The sequence below is a fragment of the Clostridium sp. cel8 genome (assembly GCF_014050525.1).
In the GTDB taxonomy this organism is placed as follows: domain Bacteria; phylum Bacillota; class Clostridia; order Clostridiales; family Clostridiaceae; genus Clostridium_B.
On record NZ_JACGAG010000004.1, the window covers coordinates 1 to 15,803 of the forward strand.

Below are 15,803 nucleotides of genomic sequence, written 5' to 3' on the forward strand. Positions count from 1 at the left end.
TATAAATTTTAGTGATAGAAAAAAATAGCCCTCATGGGGCTAGAAGAATGAAGGTCTTAGAGTTATGCTCAAGGCTAATATAATAGAAAAAGGGAGGGGAATAATTATGAGATTACTTTTAGTTGAAGATGAAGAAATGCTAGCGGATGCCTTGGCTTATATTTTAAAGAAAAATAATTACAATGTAGATGTTGCATATGATGGAATTAGTGGTCAGGAAATGGCAGAAACAAAAATATACGATGTTATAATATTGGATAGAATGCTTCCAGGAAAAGATGGATTAGATGTATTAAAGGAAATAAGAAGAAATGGAATTAAAGTGCCAGTACTGTTACTTACAGCTATGGATTCTATTGAAAACAAAGTTGAAGGACTTGACAATGGGGCTGATGATTATTTAGTTAAGCCTTTTTCAAAAGATGAGTTACTTGCAAGAATAAGGGCACTTTGAAGAAGACATGTGGATTTTATTCAAGATAAAAATATTCAACTTTCTTCTCTTATATTTGATCCATTGAGAGGAGAAATTGAATGTAATGGAAATAAGGTAAAACTTACGTCTAAGGAATCTCAGCTTTTAGAACTGCTAGTGAGAAATAAAAATCAAGTAATAACTAAAGAGCAGATTTTGGATAGAGTCTGGGGTATTGATTGTGACATAGAAATGAATAATAATATTGAAGTATATTTTTCATATCTCAGAAAAAAACTTAAATCTATAAAAAGTAACGTTACTATAGAAACAGTTAGAGGCGTAGGCTACTGTTTAAGAGAGGATTAAATAATGTTTCGTAAATTAAAAATACAACTTATATTGATTAATTTAATATTGACGGGGCTTGTACTTGTTACTATATTTTCCGGAATATATATTTTGATGGATAAAAGTTTTGATAATGCAGCTTATATGAGAATGTTTAATATAGGTGAAATTGGACGTATACCTCCTCAAGACCCACATCCAAATAGATTTGGTTCATCAGAAGATATTATAGTAAGGGTAGATAATAACGGAAAGATTAAAGATATATTTTCCAATTATAGTTTATCAACTGAAAACATTAATGAGATAGTAAAAGAAATATTTAACACTAAAGAAAATAAAGGTACTTTAACTTATGATGAATTTGTTTTGAGATATGTTAAGGTAGAAAAAAATTACGGATATGTTATAGTTTTTTCAGATAAATCATTTGATAATGAAGTATTAAAGCGACTTATCATTATATCAATAATAGTTTGTACAGTAAGCCTCATATTTGTACTTATAATAAGTTTAATTCTTGCAAATATAGCACTTAAACCTATAATTAATGCTTGGGAAAAGGAAAGAGCTTTTGTTGCAGATGCATCTCATGAATTGAGGACTCCACTTAGTGTAATTACTACAAATCTTGATATAATTACAGATAGAGATAATGAGAATGAAACTATAAAAAGTCAAGCAAAATGGTTAAATAATATTAAGCTTGAAACAAAAATGATGACTAAACTTATACAGGATTTATTATTTCTTGCGAGAACTGATTCTGGAAAACAATCTATTGAATTTTTTGATTTTGATTTAAGTTCAGCGGTTTTAGAGGCAATAATTCCATTTGAAGCTGTAGCTATTAAAAACAGAATAAATCTTACACATAAAATTGAGCCAAATATAAATTTTAATGGAGATAAGGGACGTATAAAACAACTTATAGCTATATTAGTAGATAATGCTATAAAACATACTAATGGAGATGGAAGTGTTAATGTAGATGTACATAGGAGTAGAAATAAAATTGAAATGATTGTATCTGATACTGGAGAAGGTATACCTGAAGAACATATAAATAAAATTTTTGATAGATTTTATAAAGTGGATAAATCAAGATCTAAAAGAGATGGAAATTTTGGACTTGGATTGGCTATTGCAAAAAGTATTGTTAAAGAACACAAGGGAAATATAAGTGTTTCAAGTGTAGTTGGAAAAGGTACTACATTTAAAATTGTAGTTTAAGTGGCAAAATTTTAAAGACTGCAGAGTATTAACTTTATAGTTAATATTTTATAGTCTTTTTTATTTATGGAAATTAGTTTTGCTGAAAAAGGTATATAAATATTATATTTTGAATAAATATAGGGAAAAATACTACAAAATGAAATATAATAATAGTATTCCACAAATTCTGCCACTGCTTGGAATGAATATTGCAGTAATAAAACCGGGGGTGTTTATTTTGTATAACAATAATAAACAAGATATATTTTCAATAATAGAAAGTGAAGATAAGAAAAATCCACTTACAGATCAAAAAATTGCAGATATTTTAAATACAACAAGGGAAAAAGTAACTGAAGAAAGGCTTTTAAACAATATACCTGACTCAAGAGAAAGAAGAAAACAGGTTATATTAGAAGACATAAGAGAGATATTGAAGCATGATATTAATATATCTGATAGAAAGCTCACAAGTTGTTTGAAAGAAATGGGATATATTATATCAAGATTTACAGTAGCACAACTTAAAGATGAAATAAAAAGAACTATGAATTTTAATAATAAAGGGGATGAAAATGTAGATAAAATAGTTGAAAATCCTAAAAATACAGATTTTAGTATTCAAAATTCTTATTTATTTAATGAATTAATAGGATGGGATGGAAGCTTAAAGCTTCAAATAAATCAAGCTAAGGCTGCTATACTATATCCACCACATGGTCTTCATACACTTTTAGTTGGACCATCTGGAGTTGGTAAAAGCTACATGGCAGAAGCTATGTATAATTTTGCAGTAGAATCAGGAACTTTTTCAAAAGATGCACCATTTATAATATTCAACTGTGCAGATTATGCAGATAATCCACAGCTTCTTTTGTCTCAGCTATTTGGTCATGTAAAAGGTGCATTTACAGGAGCGGATAGTAGTAAAGAAGGCTTAGTAGAAAAGGCAAACAATGGAATATTATTTTTAGATGAAGTTCACAGACTTCCAAATGAAGGACAGGAAATACTGTTTAGTCTTTTAGATAAAGGTAGTTATAGAAGGCTTGGGGAAACTGAAAATTTAAGAAGAGCTAAAGTTATGATTATTGCAGCTACTACAGAAAATCCAGAATCGTCTCTTCTTATAACATTTAGAAGAAGAATTCCAATGTTTATAGAAATGCCTTCCATCGAGGAAAGACCTATAATGGAAAGATACTACATAATAAAAGAGTTTTTTTTGAAGGAAATGCATAGACTTCAAAAAAAGATAGTTGTTGAAGCAGATGCAATAAAGGCGCTTATGTTTTATGATTGTCCAGGGAATATAGGTCAGATAAGAAGTGATATACAGGTTGCTTGTGCAAGAGGATTTCTAAACTGTATGGCAAATAAGAAAAGAGAAGTTTTAATAACAATTTCTGATATGCCCAACTATGTTAAAGACGGAATTCTAAAAGTTGATAAGAGAGGACCCGAAATAAATAGTATATTGAATAAAAATCTTATAATAAATGAAGATAAAACATCTAATTTGGATATAAGAAATGATAGATATGTAATGACTGAAAACATATACCAATTTATTGAAAATAGATACAGAGAACTTGAAAATAAGGAATTTTCAAGAGATGAAATAGATAATATAGTAGGCAATGAGCTTGAAGATGAACTTAAAAATTTTGCAAAGAATATAAATCAGAATACAATTATATCAAAAGAAGAACTAAGAGAAATTGTAGGAACACAGATAATGAAAACAACTGAAGAGGCTATTTCTGTTGCAAAGTCTGAAAAACTTCATATAAAGAATAATTTGTACTATTCTCTTGCAATACATTTAAGTTCTACATATGAGAGGATTATGAATAAAAAGGTTATAAAAAATCCTCACTTAGAAAATATAATAAAAAACAATCCAAAAGAATTTAGTATAGCAAAGAAAATGTCCTATGTGATTAATAAAAGACTCAATATAGATATACCAGAAGATGAGGTTGCATTTATTGCAATGTATCTTAAAACGTTTTCGAGTGAAGAAATTTTAGATGAAGGAAAAGTTGGAGTTATTGTAATTACTCATGGACATGTTGCTTGTGGTATGGTGGAAGTTGCAAATAAGCTTCTTGGTGTAAATCATGCCATTGGAATAGAGATGTCACTAAATGAAAGCCCTAAAACTGTACTTGATAAATCAATAGAGTTAGTTAAGAAAATAGATGAAGGCAGAGGTTGTCTTATATTAGTTGATATGGGTTCTCTTGTAACTTTTGGAGAAATAATAACAGAGAAAACTGGAATTCAGACAAGAGTTGTTGGAAGAGTAGATACAGTTATGGTTTTAGAAGCCTTAAGAAGGGCTATTATTTTAAATAATAATTTGGATGATGTAGCAAATAATTTAGATGAAGATAGAAAGTATGTAGCAAAAGTTAATGGAGTGTCAAATAGAAAAAAATTGTCTAAAGCAATAGTTACAATGTGTATTACAGGTCAGGGTACTGCACTTAAAATAAAAACTTATATAGAGGAGTTGCTTTCTGAATATAAACACAATATTAGTATAATTCCTATAGGATACATCGAAAATGACAATGTTGAAAATCAATTAAAGGATATATCTAATAATTATGAAATTATTGCATTAATAGGAACAGTAAATCCTAATATAGAAAATCTTCAGTTTATATCTGTTGAAGAAGTTCTAAATAAGGAAGGACTTATAAAAATAAAAAAGCTCATAGAACAAAATGAGGCTGTATATAGTCCTATAAGAGAAATATTGGATGAAAAGTTGATATTGATGAACTTTAAAGGAAGTTTGAAAAATCAAGTTATAGATTCATTGGCAAGTTTGTTAAGGAAAAATGGATATGTAAGTGAAGGATTCCTTTTAAGTGTTTATAAGAGAGAAGTATTTGGAGGAACGCTTTTAAATCAAAATATAGCTATACCACATGGAGATTCAATTTATACCACTAAACCTGCCATTGCTATTTGCATTCCGGAAAAACCAATAGAATGGGAAGGTGGAAATAAAGCAGAAATAATATTTATGATGGCATTAAATGAAGATTCTAAGAGATATATAGATGAATTCTACAGAATAACGAGAGATAGTCAGGTTATAAAAAAAATAAAATATTCAAATACTAGTGGAGAAATAATAGATTTATTGAGTTTAGTTAAATAAAAGTTTCTCTTAAATACATTATAAACATACTTTTGGCATGGCATTTGCTTTATATTTTTATGAAAGCGAGGTGTTAATTGTGTCTGATTTAAATGCAGTTTCAAAAGCTACTATAATACTTAGGGGATTTGATTATAATCAAATAAGAAATGTCCTTAGTATATTAAGTGAAAGTAGAATAAATTCTGTTGAAATATCTTTAACAGACAAAGAAAGTAAAAAGAATATAGAATTAGCTGTAAAAGAATTTGGTGATAAGGTATCTTTAGGTGCTGGTACTGTTTTAAATAAGGAAGATCTAATAGATGTTATAAATTTAGGAGTTAAATTTGTATTGTCACCTATAATGTTTACTGAAGATATGTTTGATATATGTGCTAAAAACAATATCGTAAGCGTACCAGGAGCATTTACTCCTACGGAAGCGTATGAATGTTTTAAAAGTGGAGCTGATATAGTTAAGATATTTCCAGCGGCAGTTGTGTCACCTAGATTTTTTAAAGATATAAAGGCTCCAATACCAGATTTTAAACTTATGGCAGTTGGTGGAGTGAATATTCAAAATTCACAGAAATTTTTGGAATTAGGAGCAGATTATCTTGGAATAGGATCTGGAATGTTCGACAAAAAAGATATTGTTGAAGGAAATTATGAAGGACTAAAAAATAGAATAGCTATGCTTGAACATGAAATTTATAGGTGCAAATAAGGAGGGACAAAGTAGAGTATGAACTTAATAGATCTTATAAAAGAAGATTTAATATTTGTTGATTTAAAAGTAAAAGATAAGTTTGATTTAATAAAAATATTATATGAAAAATTATATCAGAAAGGATATGTGAAAGAATCCTACTTAAAAGGGGTAACTGATAGAGAAAAGGTGTATCCTACAGGAATAAATTTGGAAACTAGCTATAGTGTTGCAATACCACATACAGAGGCAGAATATGTTTTAAAGCCTGCAATATGTATTGCAATTTTAAAAGAACCTATAAAATTTAAACGTATGGACAGTCCAGAAGAGGATATAGATGTTAATGCAGTATTTATGATAGCCTTAAACGATAAAGAAAAACAGGCAATTGTTTTAGAAAAATTAATAGAAGCGTTTACTAATAAGGATCTTATGGAAAAATTATTAAAAGAAAAAGATAAATCTAATATAGTAAATTTATTTAAATAAGGAGGATTTTATTATGAAAAAAGTATTGGTTTGTTGTGGTTCTTCAATGATTACAAGTTCAATAGCAATTAATAAGTTAAAGGAGATATTTGAAAAAGAGGGTATTGATGTTAAATTTGGTCAATGCAAATTTGCAGAAGTTCCATCTGAAGTAAAAAGCTTTCAACCGGATGTAGTAGTTCCAACTGGTCCATTAGATGATAAGGATGCAGGTGGAGTTCCAGTAGTAAGGGGAACATGCTTCATAACTGGAGTAGGGGTAGATAAAGTTGTAGATGAAATACTAGATATTTTAAAAAAATAATATGAAGATTATTTATCTGTTTAGGCATATTAAGCATTAGCCGTGTTTAAAGGGAGATGCTTAATGTGCAATATTAAAGGAGGATTAATATGAAAGGTATTCTTGATGTTTTAAATTATATTGCCGCTTTAGGACCAATGGTAATGATGCCAATTATAATTTTGATAATAGGAATTATAGCAAGATTAAAACGTGGTACATTGATAAAATCAGCTCTTTTAGTTGGTATTGGATTTGCAGGAGTAAATATTACAGTAAATTTTTTCATAGAAAGTGTAGGACCTGCAATACAAACTATGGTTAAATTGTGGAATTTAAAAACGGACATTATGGATGTTGCTTGGCCAGCTAGAGCAGCGGCTACTTGGGCATTTCCACTTGCAGCAGTTGTTGTTATTGTAGTATTGGCATTAAATGTTCTTATGCTTATTTTAAAGTGGACTAAGTGTGTTATGGTTGATTTCTGGAGTTATAATCATTTTATATTTACAGCAGCACTCATATGGTATACAACTAGAAGTGCACTTCTTGCAATTATAGGAGCTTTAATTACAGCCGCAATATCATTCTGGTTAGCTGATTGGACGGCACCTTTAGCTGAAAAATATTTTGGACTTCCAGGAGTATCATTTCCAACATCAAACTCTGTTAACTGGGCGCCAATAGCTTGGTTTATGGATAAAGTATACGATAGAATTCCAGGATTTAGAAATATAAAAGCAGACCCTAAAAATATACAAAAGAGGTTTGGAATTCTTGGAGAACCAATGTCAATGGGATTTATATTTGGGGTACTAATAGGATTATTGGGAAAACAAGATTTAAAACAAGTACTTACTGTAGGTATGAGTACTTCAGCAGCAATGGTTTTGATACCTAAAATGATGCAAGTTCTAATGGATGGATTAATTCCTTTTGCAGATGCAATGAAAGATATGCTGAATAAAAAGTTCTCAGGTTCAGATTTTACTATAGGTATAGATGCCGCACTTACAGTTGCAAATCCAGCAGCTATTACAGTAGGAATTCTTATGGTTCCAACTACTCTTGTATTAGCAGCAATATTACCTGGAAACAGATTATTGCCATTACCTGATATATCATATCAAGCTATGTGGCTTGCTGCTTGGCCAGTTGCATTTTCAAAGGGAAATATAGTTAGAGGATATATAACTACGGTTATAATAACATCAATAGTTTTATTAACTGCAACAGGTATGGCAGAAGTTCACACTCAACTAGCTATAGCTGGAGGATTTAAGATCCCAGATGGAATGAGTCTGATTTCCACAGAAGACGCAGGTACTCATCTTCTTAGTTGGATAATATGGAAAATAGCTTCATTATTTTAATGATTTATATTATTTAGAATAGAGATGATTGTTTATGAAAGATATTACTTATGCTATAACGGTTCTTGGAAAAGTAGATACTGAAAATTTAGGTGTAACTTATAGTCATGAACATTTAATTGTAAAGCCAAATAGTGATGATCCTAAATATTATGATTATACTTTAGATGATATAAATAAGTCCATTGAAGAAACATTTTCTTTTAAAAGATCTGGTGGAAAAACCGTAGTTGAAATGACTCCAATTAATTATGGAAGGGATCCAAATGCTTATAAAAAGATATCTGAAATTACTGGAGTAAACATAATATGCTGTACTGGGTTTCACAAAACAGAGTTTTTACCTGATTTTGTTTATAATTCTAAAGACGAAGATATATTTAATTTGCTTATGAAAGAAATAAATGAAGGTATAGAAGATACTGGCATAAGACCTGGAGTATTAAAAATAGGAACTAGCTTTAATACAATAAACGATATTGAAAAAAAACTTATAGGTATTGTAGCAAAAGCTCATAGCTGTACAGGTCTGCCTGTAAGTACTCATTGTGATAAAGGTACTATGGGAGTAGAGCAAGCTCAGCTTTTAATAAAAAATGGTGTAAATCCAGAAAGAATTGTACTTGGGCATGTAGATATACCTAAAGATATAGATTATGTGAAGAAATTATGCAGTATGGGTGTAAATGTACAGATAGACCATGTTGGGAGAGAACTTGACAGTAAAGATAGTTTTAGAATTAATATGATAAATGATTTAGTTGCAGATGGATATGTAAAACAGATATTTATTTCTGGAGATATGGGAAAAAAGGATTATTTCAAATCTTATGGCGGAAAGCCTGGTTTAGAGTATATTGCAGATGAGTTAAAATACAATTTAGTTGAGAAAATAGGCATAAAAAACTTTAACCAAATAATGATTGATAATCCTAAAAGATTCTTTAAAATTCAGAAAAATAAGTGAAATAAGAGATAGTAGTATTGAAAGGAGAAAATATTGCATGAAGATTACTAACATAACTACTTATAAAGTAAAACCTAGGTGGATATTTGTAAAGGTAGATACAGATGAAGGAATATCCGGATGGGGAGAATTAATATCTGGAACAAAAACTGAAACTGTAGTAGCTGGTGTCAAAGAAATTTCTGAGGATATAATAGGCAAGGATCCTATGAAAATAGAAGATATGTGGCAATTTATGTACCGTTACTTTTTTAGAGGCGGAGCTATAAATATGACAATAGTTTCAGGAATAGAAATGGCATTATGGGATATTAAAGGAAAGTACTATAATATTCCTGCATATGAATTCCTTGGAGGAGCAGCAAGAGATAGGCTTATGGTATATTCTTGGATAGGAGGAGATAGACCATCAGATGTTGGAGAACAAGCTCTTGACAGAAAAAATAAGGGATTTAAAGCGGTAAAGATGAATGCAACTTCTGAACTTCACTATATTGATTCCTTTGACAAGGTTCAGGGAGTAATAGACAGAATGGCAAGTATAAGAGAAAAGGTTGGAAACGACATACAGGTAGGTATAGATTTCCACGGAAGAGTTCATAAGGCTATGGCTAAGGTTATAGCAAAAGAAATAGAACAGTTTAGACCTATGTTTATTGAAGAGCCTGTGCTTCCTGAAAATGAAGATGCACTTATTGAATTTGCAAAAAAGTGTCCTATACCTGTTGCTACAGGAGAAAGACTGTATACAAGATGGGGATTTAAGAATATACTTCAAAGTGGAGCTGTAGACATAATACAGCCAGACATTGCAATAACAGGAGGAATTTTAGAAGGCAAAAAAATAGCAGCCATGGCTGAAGCATATGATGTAGCAGTAGCTCCACATGCTCCTTATGGACCTATATCTTTAGCTGCAACTTTCCAGTTAGATGCATGTACTCCTAATGTATTTATTCAAGAACAAAGTCTTGGAATACATTATAATAGAGGTTTCGATCTATTAGATTTTGTAAATAATAAGGAAATATTTGAATATAAAGATGGATTTGTAGATATTCCTAAAAAACCTGGACTTGGTATTGACATTAACGAAGATTATGTTAAGGAGATATCAGCTCAAGGATTGAAGTGGAAAAATCCTAAATGGAGAAATTATGATGGAACTATAGCTGAATGGTAATATAGCTGAACTGTTATTTGAAAATTTAGACTTTTATTTAAAAAAAGAAGGAGTATATATTGATTTTAAGAAAATATATACTTCTTCTGTTTTTATTCTATTGTTCATATCCATTAGGATGACTGGAATGCCATTTCCATGCGGTATCTATAATAGTTTCGAGAGAATTGAATTTAGGCTTCCAGCCTAATTCGTTTATAGCTTTATCTGAAGAGGCTATTAAAATGGCAGGATCACCTGCACGTCTTTCTGAAATCTCAGATTTTATATTTATTCCAGTAACTTTTCTTGCTACATTAATTACTTCTTTTACAGAAAATCCCTTTCCATTTCCCAAATTGTAGATTCTACTATCTCCTCCATTTTGAAGCCTTTTTAAAGCCAATAAATGAGCAGATGCAAGATCAGAAACATGAACATAATCTCTAACACAAGATCCGTCTGGAGTTTTATAGTCATCTCCAAAAATCATTATCTTTTCCATTTTACCTGAAGCAGCTTGAAGTATTATTGGTATTAAATGAGTTTCTGGATTATGATCTTCACCTATTTTTCCATTTATATGGGCACCGCAAGCATTAAAATATCTAAGAGCTGTGTATTTTATGCCATAGGCTCTGTCACACCATTTTAGTATTTTTTCTACGGCTAATTTTGATTCACCATAAGGATTTGTAGGCAGCGTTCTGTCACTTTCCTGTATTGGAGTATTTTGTGGTTCACCATAAGTTGCAGCAGTTGAAGAAAATACAATATATTTCACATCATGTCTTTTCATTGCCTCTAGAAGTTTTATAGTTGAGTAAATATTGTTTTCAAAGTATTTTAGAGGGTTTTCCACACTTTCACCTACTAGTGAGTTTGCTGCAAAATCTATTACTGCATCAATGTGATTTTCGGTGAATACTTTGTCTAAAATATAGTCATCTCTTAAATCTCCAACATAAAGTTTTCCACCTAGAAGAGAGGCTTTATGACCAGTTTGAAGATTGTCAAGTACTATTACATTAATATTTTGTTCTAATAAGTGGGCTACCATATGACTTCCTATGTATCCTGCTCCACCACAAACTAATATATTCATTATAAATTCCTCCTAAAAATTATTGATTAAATTATAGCAGAAAAAAATGTACAAACTATAATATAATTGTAAATTAATTATTTATTTAAAGTATAAAAATATTTTAATACTAGGTTATAATATAATTAGAATTAGGTAATGATACATTTGATTGATTTAAAAATAAAATTTTATATGTAAGGAGATGCTTTTTATGTACCCAATAAAATTTAAAAGCTTATATTATGATAAAATATGGGGTGGAAGAGGTTTTGAAGTATTTAGAGATGATCTCCCAGAGGGCAAGATAGGAGAGAGTTGGGATGTAGCATGTCATCCAAATGGAATGAGTATAGTAGCAAATGGGAATTTTAGTGGTATGAGGTTCGATGAGCTCATTGAAAAAGAAGGAGATAAATTATTAGGAACGAAGATAGATAAAGACAATTTTCCGTTACTTGTAAAGCTCATCAATGCTACTGATAACCTTTCGATACAAGTACATCCAGATGATGAATATGCAAATAGAGTAGAAAATCAAATGGGAAAAACAGAAGCTTGGTATGTAATAGAAGCACTTCCTGGTGCAAGTTTGATAGTTGGTACCAAAGAGGGATGTACTATTGAAGAATTTAAAGAAGGAATTTTAAGTGGGAAATTAGAAAGCTATATGAATAGAATACCTGTTAAAAAAGGAGATGTGTATTTTATTCAAAGTGGCATGGTACATGCTATATGTGAAGGAGTCACTGTAGCAGAAATACAACAGAGCAGTGATGTAACTTATAGGGTGTATGATTATGGGAGAGGAAGAGAGTTACATATAGATAAGGCATTAGATGTAGTAAATTTAAATTTGAAAGGTAAAAACACAAGAGGAATTAAAGTAGAAAAAGAAGGATATTCAAAAACATACTTGTGTCTTTCAGAAAAATTTACTATGGAATTATATGATATATCATCTAAAGTAGATGAATGTAGTGATGAGGAGAGATTTTATATATTTACTTGTGTAGATGGACAGGGAAGTATAGTATACGATACTGGAATGGAAGAGATAAAAAAAGGAGATAGCCTTCTAATTCCAGCTACTTTGGGAGAATATACATTAAAAGGTAATATGAAATTAATAAGAAGTTATGTTCCTGATGTTTCTAAAGTTAAAAAGGAAATTTTAAGTGAGATTGAAAAATAACAGTATGTTATTTGACTTCAAGGGTATAGGCAGCTGCCTATACCCTTTTAATTTCAAAAGATTATTTAAAAACTAAAATTATATAAAAAATATAAAAAAAATTAAATAAGTACTTGCAATATAATAATTATTATTATATAATAATAACTGTTGAAGGAAAAATAAAACTTGATTAATAAAATGATAAAAATTGATTAATATAAGGAGGATATTTATTATGAAAAAATTTGTATGTACAGTATGTGGTTATGTTTATGAAGGTGAAAAGGCACCAGAGAAATGCCCTGTATGCGGAGCAACTGCTGATAAATTCGTTGAAAAAACTGATGATTCTATGTCTTGGGCTGATGAACATAAAGTTGGAGTAGCAAAGGGAGTTGATCCTGAAGTTTTACAGGGATTAAGAGATAACTTTACTGGTGAATGTTCAGAAGTTGGAATGTATCTTGCAATGGCACGTCAGGCAGACAGAGAGGGATATCCAGAAGTAGCTGCAACTTATAGAAAGGCTGCTGAAGAAGAAGCAGTACATGCATCAAAATTTGCAGAACTTTTAGGTGAAGTATTGACAAATGATACTAAGAAAAATCTTCAAATGAGAGTAGATGCTGAAAGAGGAGCTTGTGCTGGTAAGAAAGCATTAGCTACACGTGCTAAGAAATTAAACTACGATGCAATCCATGATACAGTTCATGAAATGGCAAAAGATGAAGCTAGACATGGAGCAGCTTTCCAAGGTTTATTAAACAGATATTTTAAATAAAATATTGAATTTATCTGAATTAACCATTTTAAGTTATTCCAAAATTCATAATTAGATATATAAAGGTAAGCTAGACCTAGTATTAGGTCCAAGCTTACCTTTATTATTATTAATTTAAAAGAGTTTAAATTACATGTAATATTTATGATAAATACATAAAATAAGATATTTTATCTTTTATTGGAGTTGAAAAGTTAATGTTTCTTATATGATAGGCATCATTTCCATACTCATTTCCTTGATTATCACATACATATCCGTAATTAAAATGTTTAGGGTCAACCCAACCCATAAATGTGTAAGCATGAGTAGGTCCAGATGAATCGTAGGCAATTGTAAAGCAGATATCTCCAGGTAGCAAAATAGATAAATCTTCAGATTTTTTCCAACCCATATTTAAAAGTACATTTGTTAGACTACGAGTATTTGATATATTTTTTGGAATATTTATTCCAATACTTCTTAAAGCTTCACTTTGATAAAATGCACAATTGTTTCTATATGGATCATCATTAGGTAACTCGGATGCATGTACACTTACAGCTCTTGAATATACATCATTTCTATTTTTGTAATTCATAAGATAATTATACAATTTTACTCCTGTACTTGATTGAACCCTTTTGCCATTCGATATTGTAGTTACTGGCTTAAATGGATTTATAGTTAAATTTAATGTTATGTTCCCATAGTCTGCTATACTTCCTGTAAAAGTGTAATGACCAGGAGCATTTGTATTGTCTAATGATTTGTTCCATGAAACACTTACTGAAGATGTTGAGCCATTTGACATGTGAGCAGTAACTAGAGTAGGAAGATTAAATGTATCACCTTGATTTATTATTTTACTAATATTATCAACATAAGATATTACTGGAGCGGTTTTAAATTTTACTATAGTAGGATTAGAAAGCTGTTTGCCAAATTTTGATACTATGCCATTTGATATAGATAAACTATAGTTGCTTTCAGGATTAAGGGTTACAAGTGATGATATTGTAACAACTTGCTCAGTACTATCCATAGTCATATCAATTGGTAAAGTTTTGCCACTAGAAGTATCTTTTAATTTTATTTTGTCTTTTAATTTATTCAGCTCAACAGGTTCATTGAAAGTTACCTTCCATGATTTTTTTACTGGTACATTTTCTTTTGTAATTACATTTTCACTATTTTTAGATTCAGTTTTTAGATTAGTATTTATTTCCTGTGATTCTATATATGTAGTTTTAGAATTATTATCTTCTTCAATATTAGATCCTAAATCATTTTTTATTATGGAAGAATTAGAACTTATAGAAGATTCTATAGATTGCTTGTCTACAATTTCTTTAGCAAATACTGCATGTCCAGGAAGCTGTGTAAGTGCATATATTCCACAAATAAATATTATATTTTTTGTGATTTTTTTCATTTTAAATATTCCTCCTCTCTTTTATTTTCTTCTAGCATAAGTTTATTTGATATCAGTAATTGTAAATTTAAATAAGTCATCACTTCATGATATAATGATTTCGCTGAAAAATCAAAATATATCAGTAAAGGATGACTTAGTTATAATTATAGCATTAAATATTGAGGGCGAAAACACCTATTATAAAATTTATGAAATAATTTAAAAAACTATAAGTTTTAAGTATTTAACAAAATAATATATATTATAATAGTGTTTAATTTAAAATGATATTAGTAAGTTTAAGTTTTGGAATAGGTATTAATTATAATTAGTTGAATAATATAAATTATATAATAAACACAAAGGTGGAGATGATATGCACAAAAGGTTACTACACTATTTAAAATATGTGATAATAAGATTTATAAAGGATGATGTTATGGCACTATCCTCTCAGCTTGCATATAGTCTTATATTTTCGTTTTTCCCATTTTTGATATTTATAATAAGTCTTATAGGATATATGCCAATTGAAAGTGGTGATGTACTTACAATACTAAATGGAATATTTCCAGAAGACATATTGAATCTTATAGATAATACTGTTATAAGTGTAGTAGATACTAGAAACAGCAAAATATTAATTCTAAGTTTGATTTTTACTATTTGGACTGCTTCTAGTGGATTTCAGGCTGTTATAAGAGGACTTAATATGGCATATGGATTGGAAGAGAAAAGAAGTATTCTTAAACTTTATGCCACATCATTTTTAGGAACAATTGGATTTATAATTATTATGTTGATAACTAGTATGCTTTTAGTATTTGGTCAGATTATTGGAGAATTTTTAATGTATGAGTTTAGTTTTCCCTATGAGTTTAATATTTTTTGGAATATTATAAGATATATTGTAATGTTTTTTTCTATAAATTTTATATTTGCTGCAGTTTATAAATATGCACCTAGTATTAATCTTAGATGGAGAGAAGTGATAAGCGGAACACTTTCAGCTACTTTTAGTCTTGTAATTGTGTCAATTGGTTTTGCGTTTTATGTAAATAATTTTTCAAATTATTCTGTGCTTTATGGAAGTATAGGAGCAGTAATAGCTCTTCTTACATGGCTTTTTATTCTTTCTAATATAATAATATTAGGAGGAGAAATAAATGCGCTAGTATATAGAAAGAGATAGATTTATAAAAAGATACAAAATGATGAAGGTAAAGTAGACTCCATCA

At 29.6% G+C, this 15,803-nt stretch carries 13 protein-coding genes and 1 pseudogene; 12 read left to right on the forward strand and 2 right to left on the reverse strand.

Annotated elements, in window-relative coordinates:
• The first annotated feature begins 106 nt into the window (after positions 1-106).
• The 9 genes and pseudogenes from H2684_RS05040 (at position 107) to dgoD (ending at position 10,148) form a co-directional block, all read left to right on the forward strand.
• A pseudogene (locus tag H2684_RS05040) lies at positions 107-784 on the forward strand (response regulator transcription factor).
• 3 nt (positions 785-787) lie between these two features.
• On the forward strand, positions 788-1,999 hold the full coding sequence (locus H2684_RS05045; protein ID WP_182088323.1) for an ATP-binding protein: 1,212 nt from the start codon (positions 788-790) through the stop codon (positions 1,997-1,999).
• A gap of 139 nt (positions 2,000-2,138) precedes the next feature.
• Entirely contained in the window at positions 2,139-5,159 is a 3,021-nt protein-coding gene (locus tag H2684_RS05050) for a sigma 54-interacting transcriptional regulator (RefSeq protein ID WP_243159284.1), read from the forward strand.
• Positions 5,160-5,238: 79 nt separating this feature from the next.
• Positions 5,239-5,868 (forward strand): bifunctional 4-hydroxy-2-oxoglutarate aldolase/2-dehydro-3-deoxy-phosphogluconate aldolase, encoded by a 630-nt coding sequence (locus tag H2684_RS05055; protein ID WP_182088324.1) that lies wholly within the window; start codon positions 5,239-5,241, stop codon positions 5,866-5,868.
• An 18-nt stretch (positions 5,869-5,886) separates the two neighbouring features.
• The gene (locus H2684_RS05060; protein WP_182088325.1) at positions 5,887-6,342 is read left to right on the forward strand and encodes a PTS sugar transporter subunit IIA; all 456 of its coding nucleotides are present in this window, start codon (positions 5,887-5,889) and stop codon (positions 6,340-6,342) included.
• A 13-nt stretch (positions 6,343-6,355) separates the two neighbouring features.
• On the forward strand, positions 6,356-6,646 hold the full coding sequence (locus H2684_RS05065) for a PTS sugar transporter subunit IIB (RefSeq protein WP_182088326.1): 291 nt from the start codon (positions 6,356-6,358) through the stop codon (positions 6,644-6,646).
• Between the two features lie 89 nt (positions 6,647-6,735).
• On the forward strand, positions 6,736-7,998 hold the full coding sequence (locus tag H2684_RS05070) for a PTS transporter subunit IIC (RefSeq protein ID WP_182088327.1): 1,263 nt from the start codon (positions 6,736-6,738) through the stop codon (positions 7,996-7,998).
• Between the two features lie 34 nt (positions 7,999-8,032).
• On the forward strand, positions 8,033-8,965 hold the full coding sequence (locus H2684_RS05075; RefSeq protein WP_182088328.1) for an aryldialkylphosphatase: 933 nt from the start codon (positions 8,033-8,035) through the stop codon (positions 8,963-8,965).
• 37 nt (positions 8,966-9,002) lie between these two features.
• Positions 9,003-10,148 (forward strand): galactonate dehydratase, encoded by a 1,146-nt coding sequence (gene dgoD / locus H2684_RS05080; protein ID WP_182088329.1) that lies wholly within the window; start codon positions 9,003-9,005, stop codon positions 10,146-10,148.
• Positions 10,149-10,245: 97 nt separating this feature from the next.
• Here the strand turns inward: dgoD and galE are convergent, their stop codons facing one another.
• On the reverse strand, positions 10,246-11,232 hold the full coding sequence (gene galE, locus H2684_RS05085) for a UDP-glucose 4-epimerase GalE (RefSeq protein WP_182088330.1): 987 nt from the start codon (positions 11,230-11,232) through the stop codon (positions 10,246-10,248).
• A gap of 193 nt (positions 11,233-11,425) precedes the next feature.
• On the opposite strand from galE, the gene H2684_RS05090 reads away from it, so the two are divergent.
• Entirely contained in the window at positions 11,426-12,406 is a 981-nt protein-coding gene (locus H2684_RS05090) for a type I phosphomannose isomerase catalytic subunit (protein ID WP_182088331.1), read from the forward strand.
• A gap of 217 nt (positions 12,407-12,623) precedes the next feature.
• On the forward strand, positions 12,624-13,169 hold the full coding sequence (locus tag H2684_RS05095; RefSeq protein WP_182088332.1) for an NADH peroxidase: 546 nt from the start codon (positions 12,624-12,626) through the stop codon (positions 13,167-13,169).
• A 142-nt stretch (positions 13,170-13,311) separates the two neighbouring features.
• Here H2684_RS05095 and H2684_RS05100 read toward each other — a convergent pair whose 3' ends face one another.
• Positions 13,312-14,583 (reverse strand): Ig-like domain-containing protein, encoded by a 1,272-nt coding sequence (locus tag H2684_RS05100; RefSeq protein WP_182088333.1) that lies wholly within the window; start codon positions 14,581-14,583, stop codon positions 13,312-13,314.
• A gap of 358 nt (positions 14,584-14,941) precedes the next feature.
• On the opposite strand from H2684_RS05100, the gene H2684_RS05105 reads away from it, so the two are divergent.
• Positions 14,942-15,757, forward strand: coding sequence for a YihY/virulence factor BrkB family protein (locus H2684_RS05105; RefSeq protein WP_182088334.1), 816 nt, complete (start codon positions 14,942-14,944; stop codon positions 15,755-15,757).
• Positions 15,758-15,803: the final 46 nt, after the last annotated feature.

Bases quoted from the DNA above. Each gene is read 5' to 3' on its own strand.
- H2684_RS05045 (WP_182088323.1), top strand. From the start codon at position 788: ATGTTTCGTAAATTAAAAATACAACTTATATTGATTAATTTAATATTG.
- H2684_RS05050 (WP_243159284.1), top strand. From the start codon at position 2,139: ATGAAATATAATAATAGTATTCCACAAATTCTGCCACTGCTTGGAATG.
- H2684_RS05060 (WP_182088325.1), top strand. From the start codon at position 5,887: ATGAACTTAATAGATCTTATAAAAGAAGATTTAATATTTGTTGATTTA.
- H2684_RS05065 (WP_182088326.1), top strand. From the start codon at position 6,356: ATGAAAAAAGTATTGGTTTGTTGTGGTTCTTCAATGATTACAAGTTCA.
- H2684_RS05070 (WP_182088327.1), top strand. From the start codon at position 6,736: ATGAAAGGTATTCTTGATGTTTTAAATTATATTGCCGCTTTAGGACCA.
- H2684_RS05075 (WP_182088328.1), top strand. From the start codon at position 8,033: ATGAAAGATATTACTTATGCTATAACGGTTCTTGGAAAAGTAGATACT.
- dgoD (WP_182088329.1), top strand. From the start codon at position 9,003: ATGAAGATTACTAACATAACTACTTATAAAGTAAAACCTAGGTGGATA.
- galE (WP_182088330.1), bottom strand. From the start codon at position 11,232: ATGAATATATTAGTTTGTGGTGGAGCAGGATACATAGGAAGTCATATG.
- H2684_RS05090 (WP_182088331.1), top strand. From the start codon at position 11,426: ATGTACCCAATAAAATTTAAAAGCTTATATTATGATAAAATATGGGGT.
- H2684_RS05095 (WP_182088332.1), top strand. From the start codon at position 12,624: ATGAAAAAATTTGTATGTACAGTATGTGGTTATGTTTATGAAGGTGAA.
- H2684_RS05100 (WP_182088333.1), bottom strand. From the start codon at position 14,583: ATGAAAAAAATCACAAAAAATATAATATTTATTTGTGGAATATATGCA.
- H2684_RS05105 (WP_182088334.1), top strand. From the start codon at position 14,942: ATGCACAAAAGGTTACTACACTATTTAAAATATGTGATAATAAGATTT.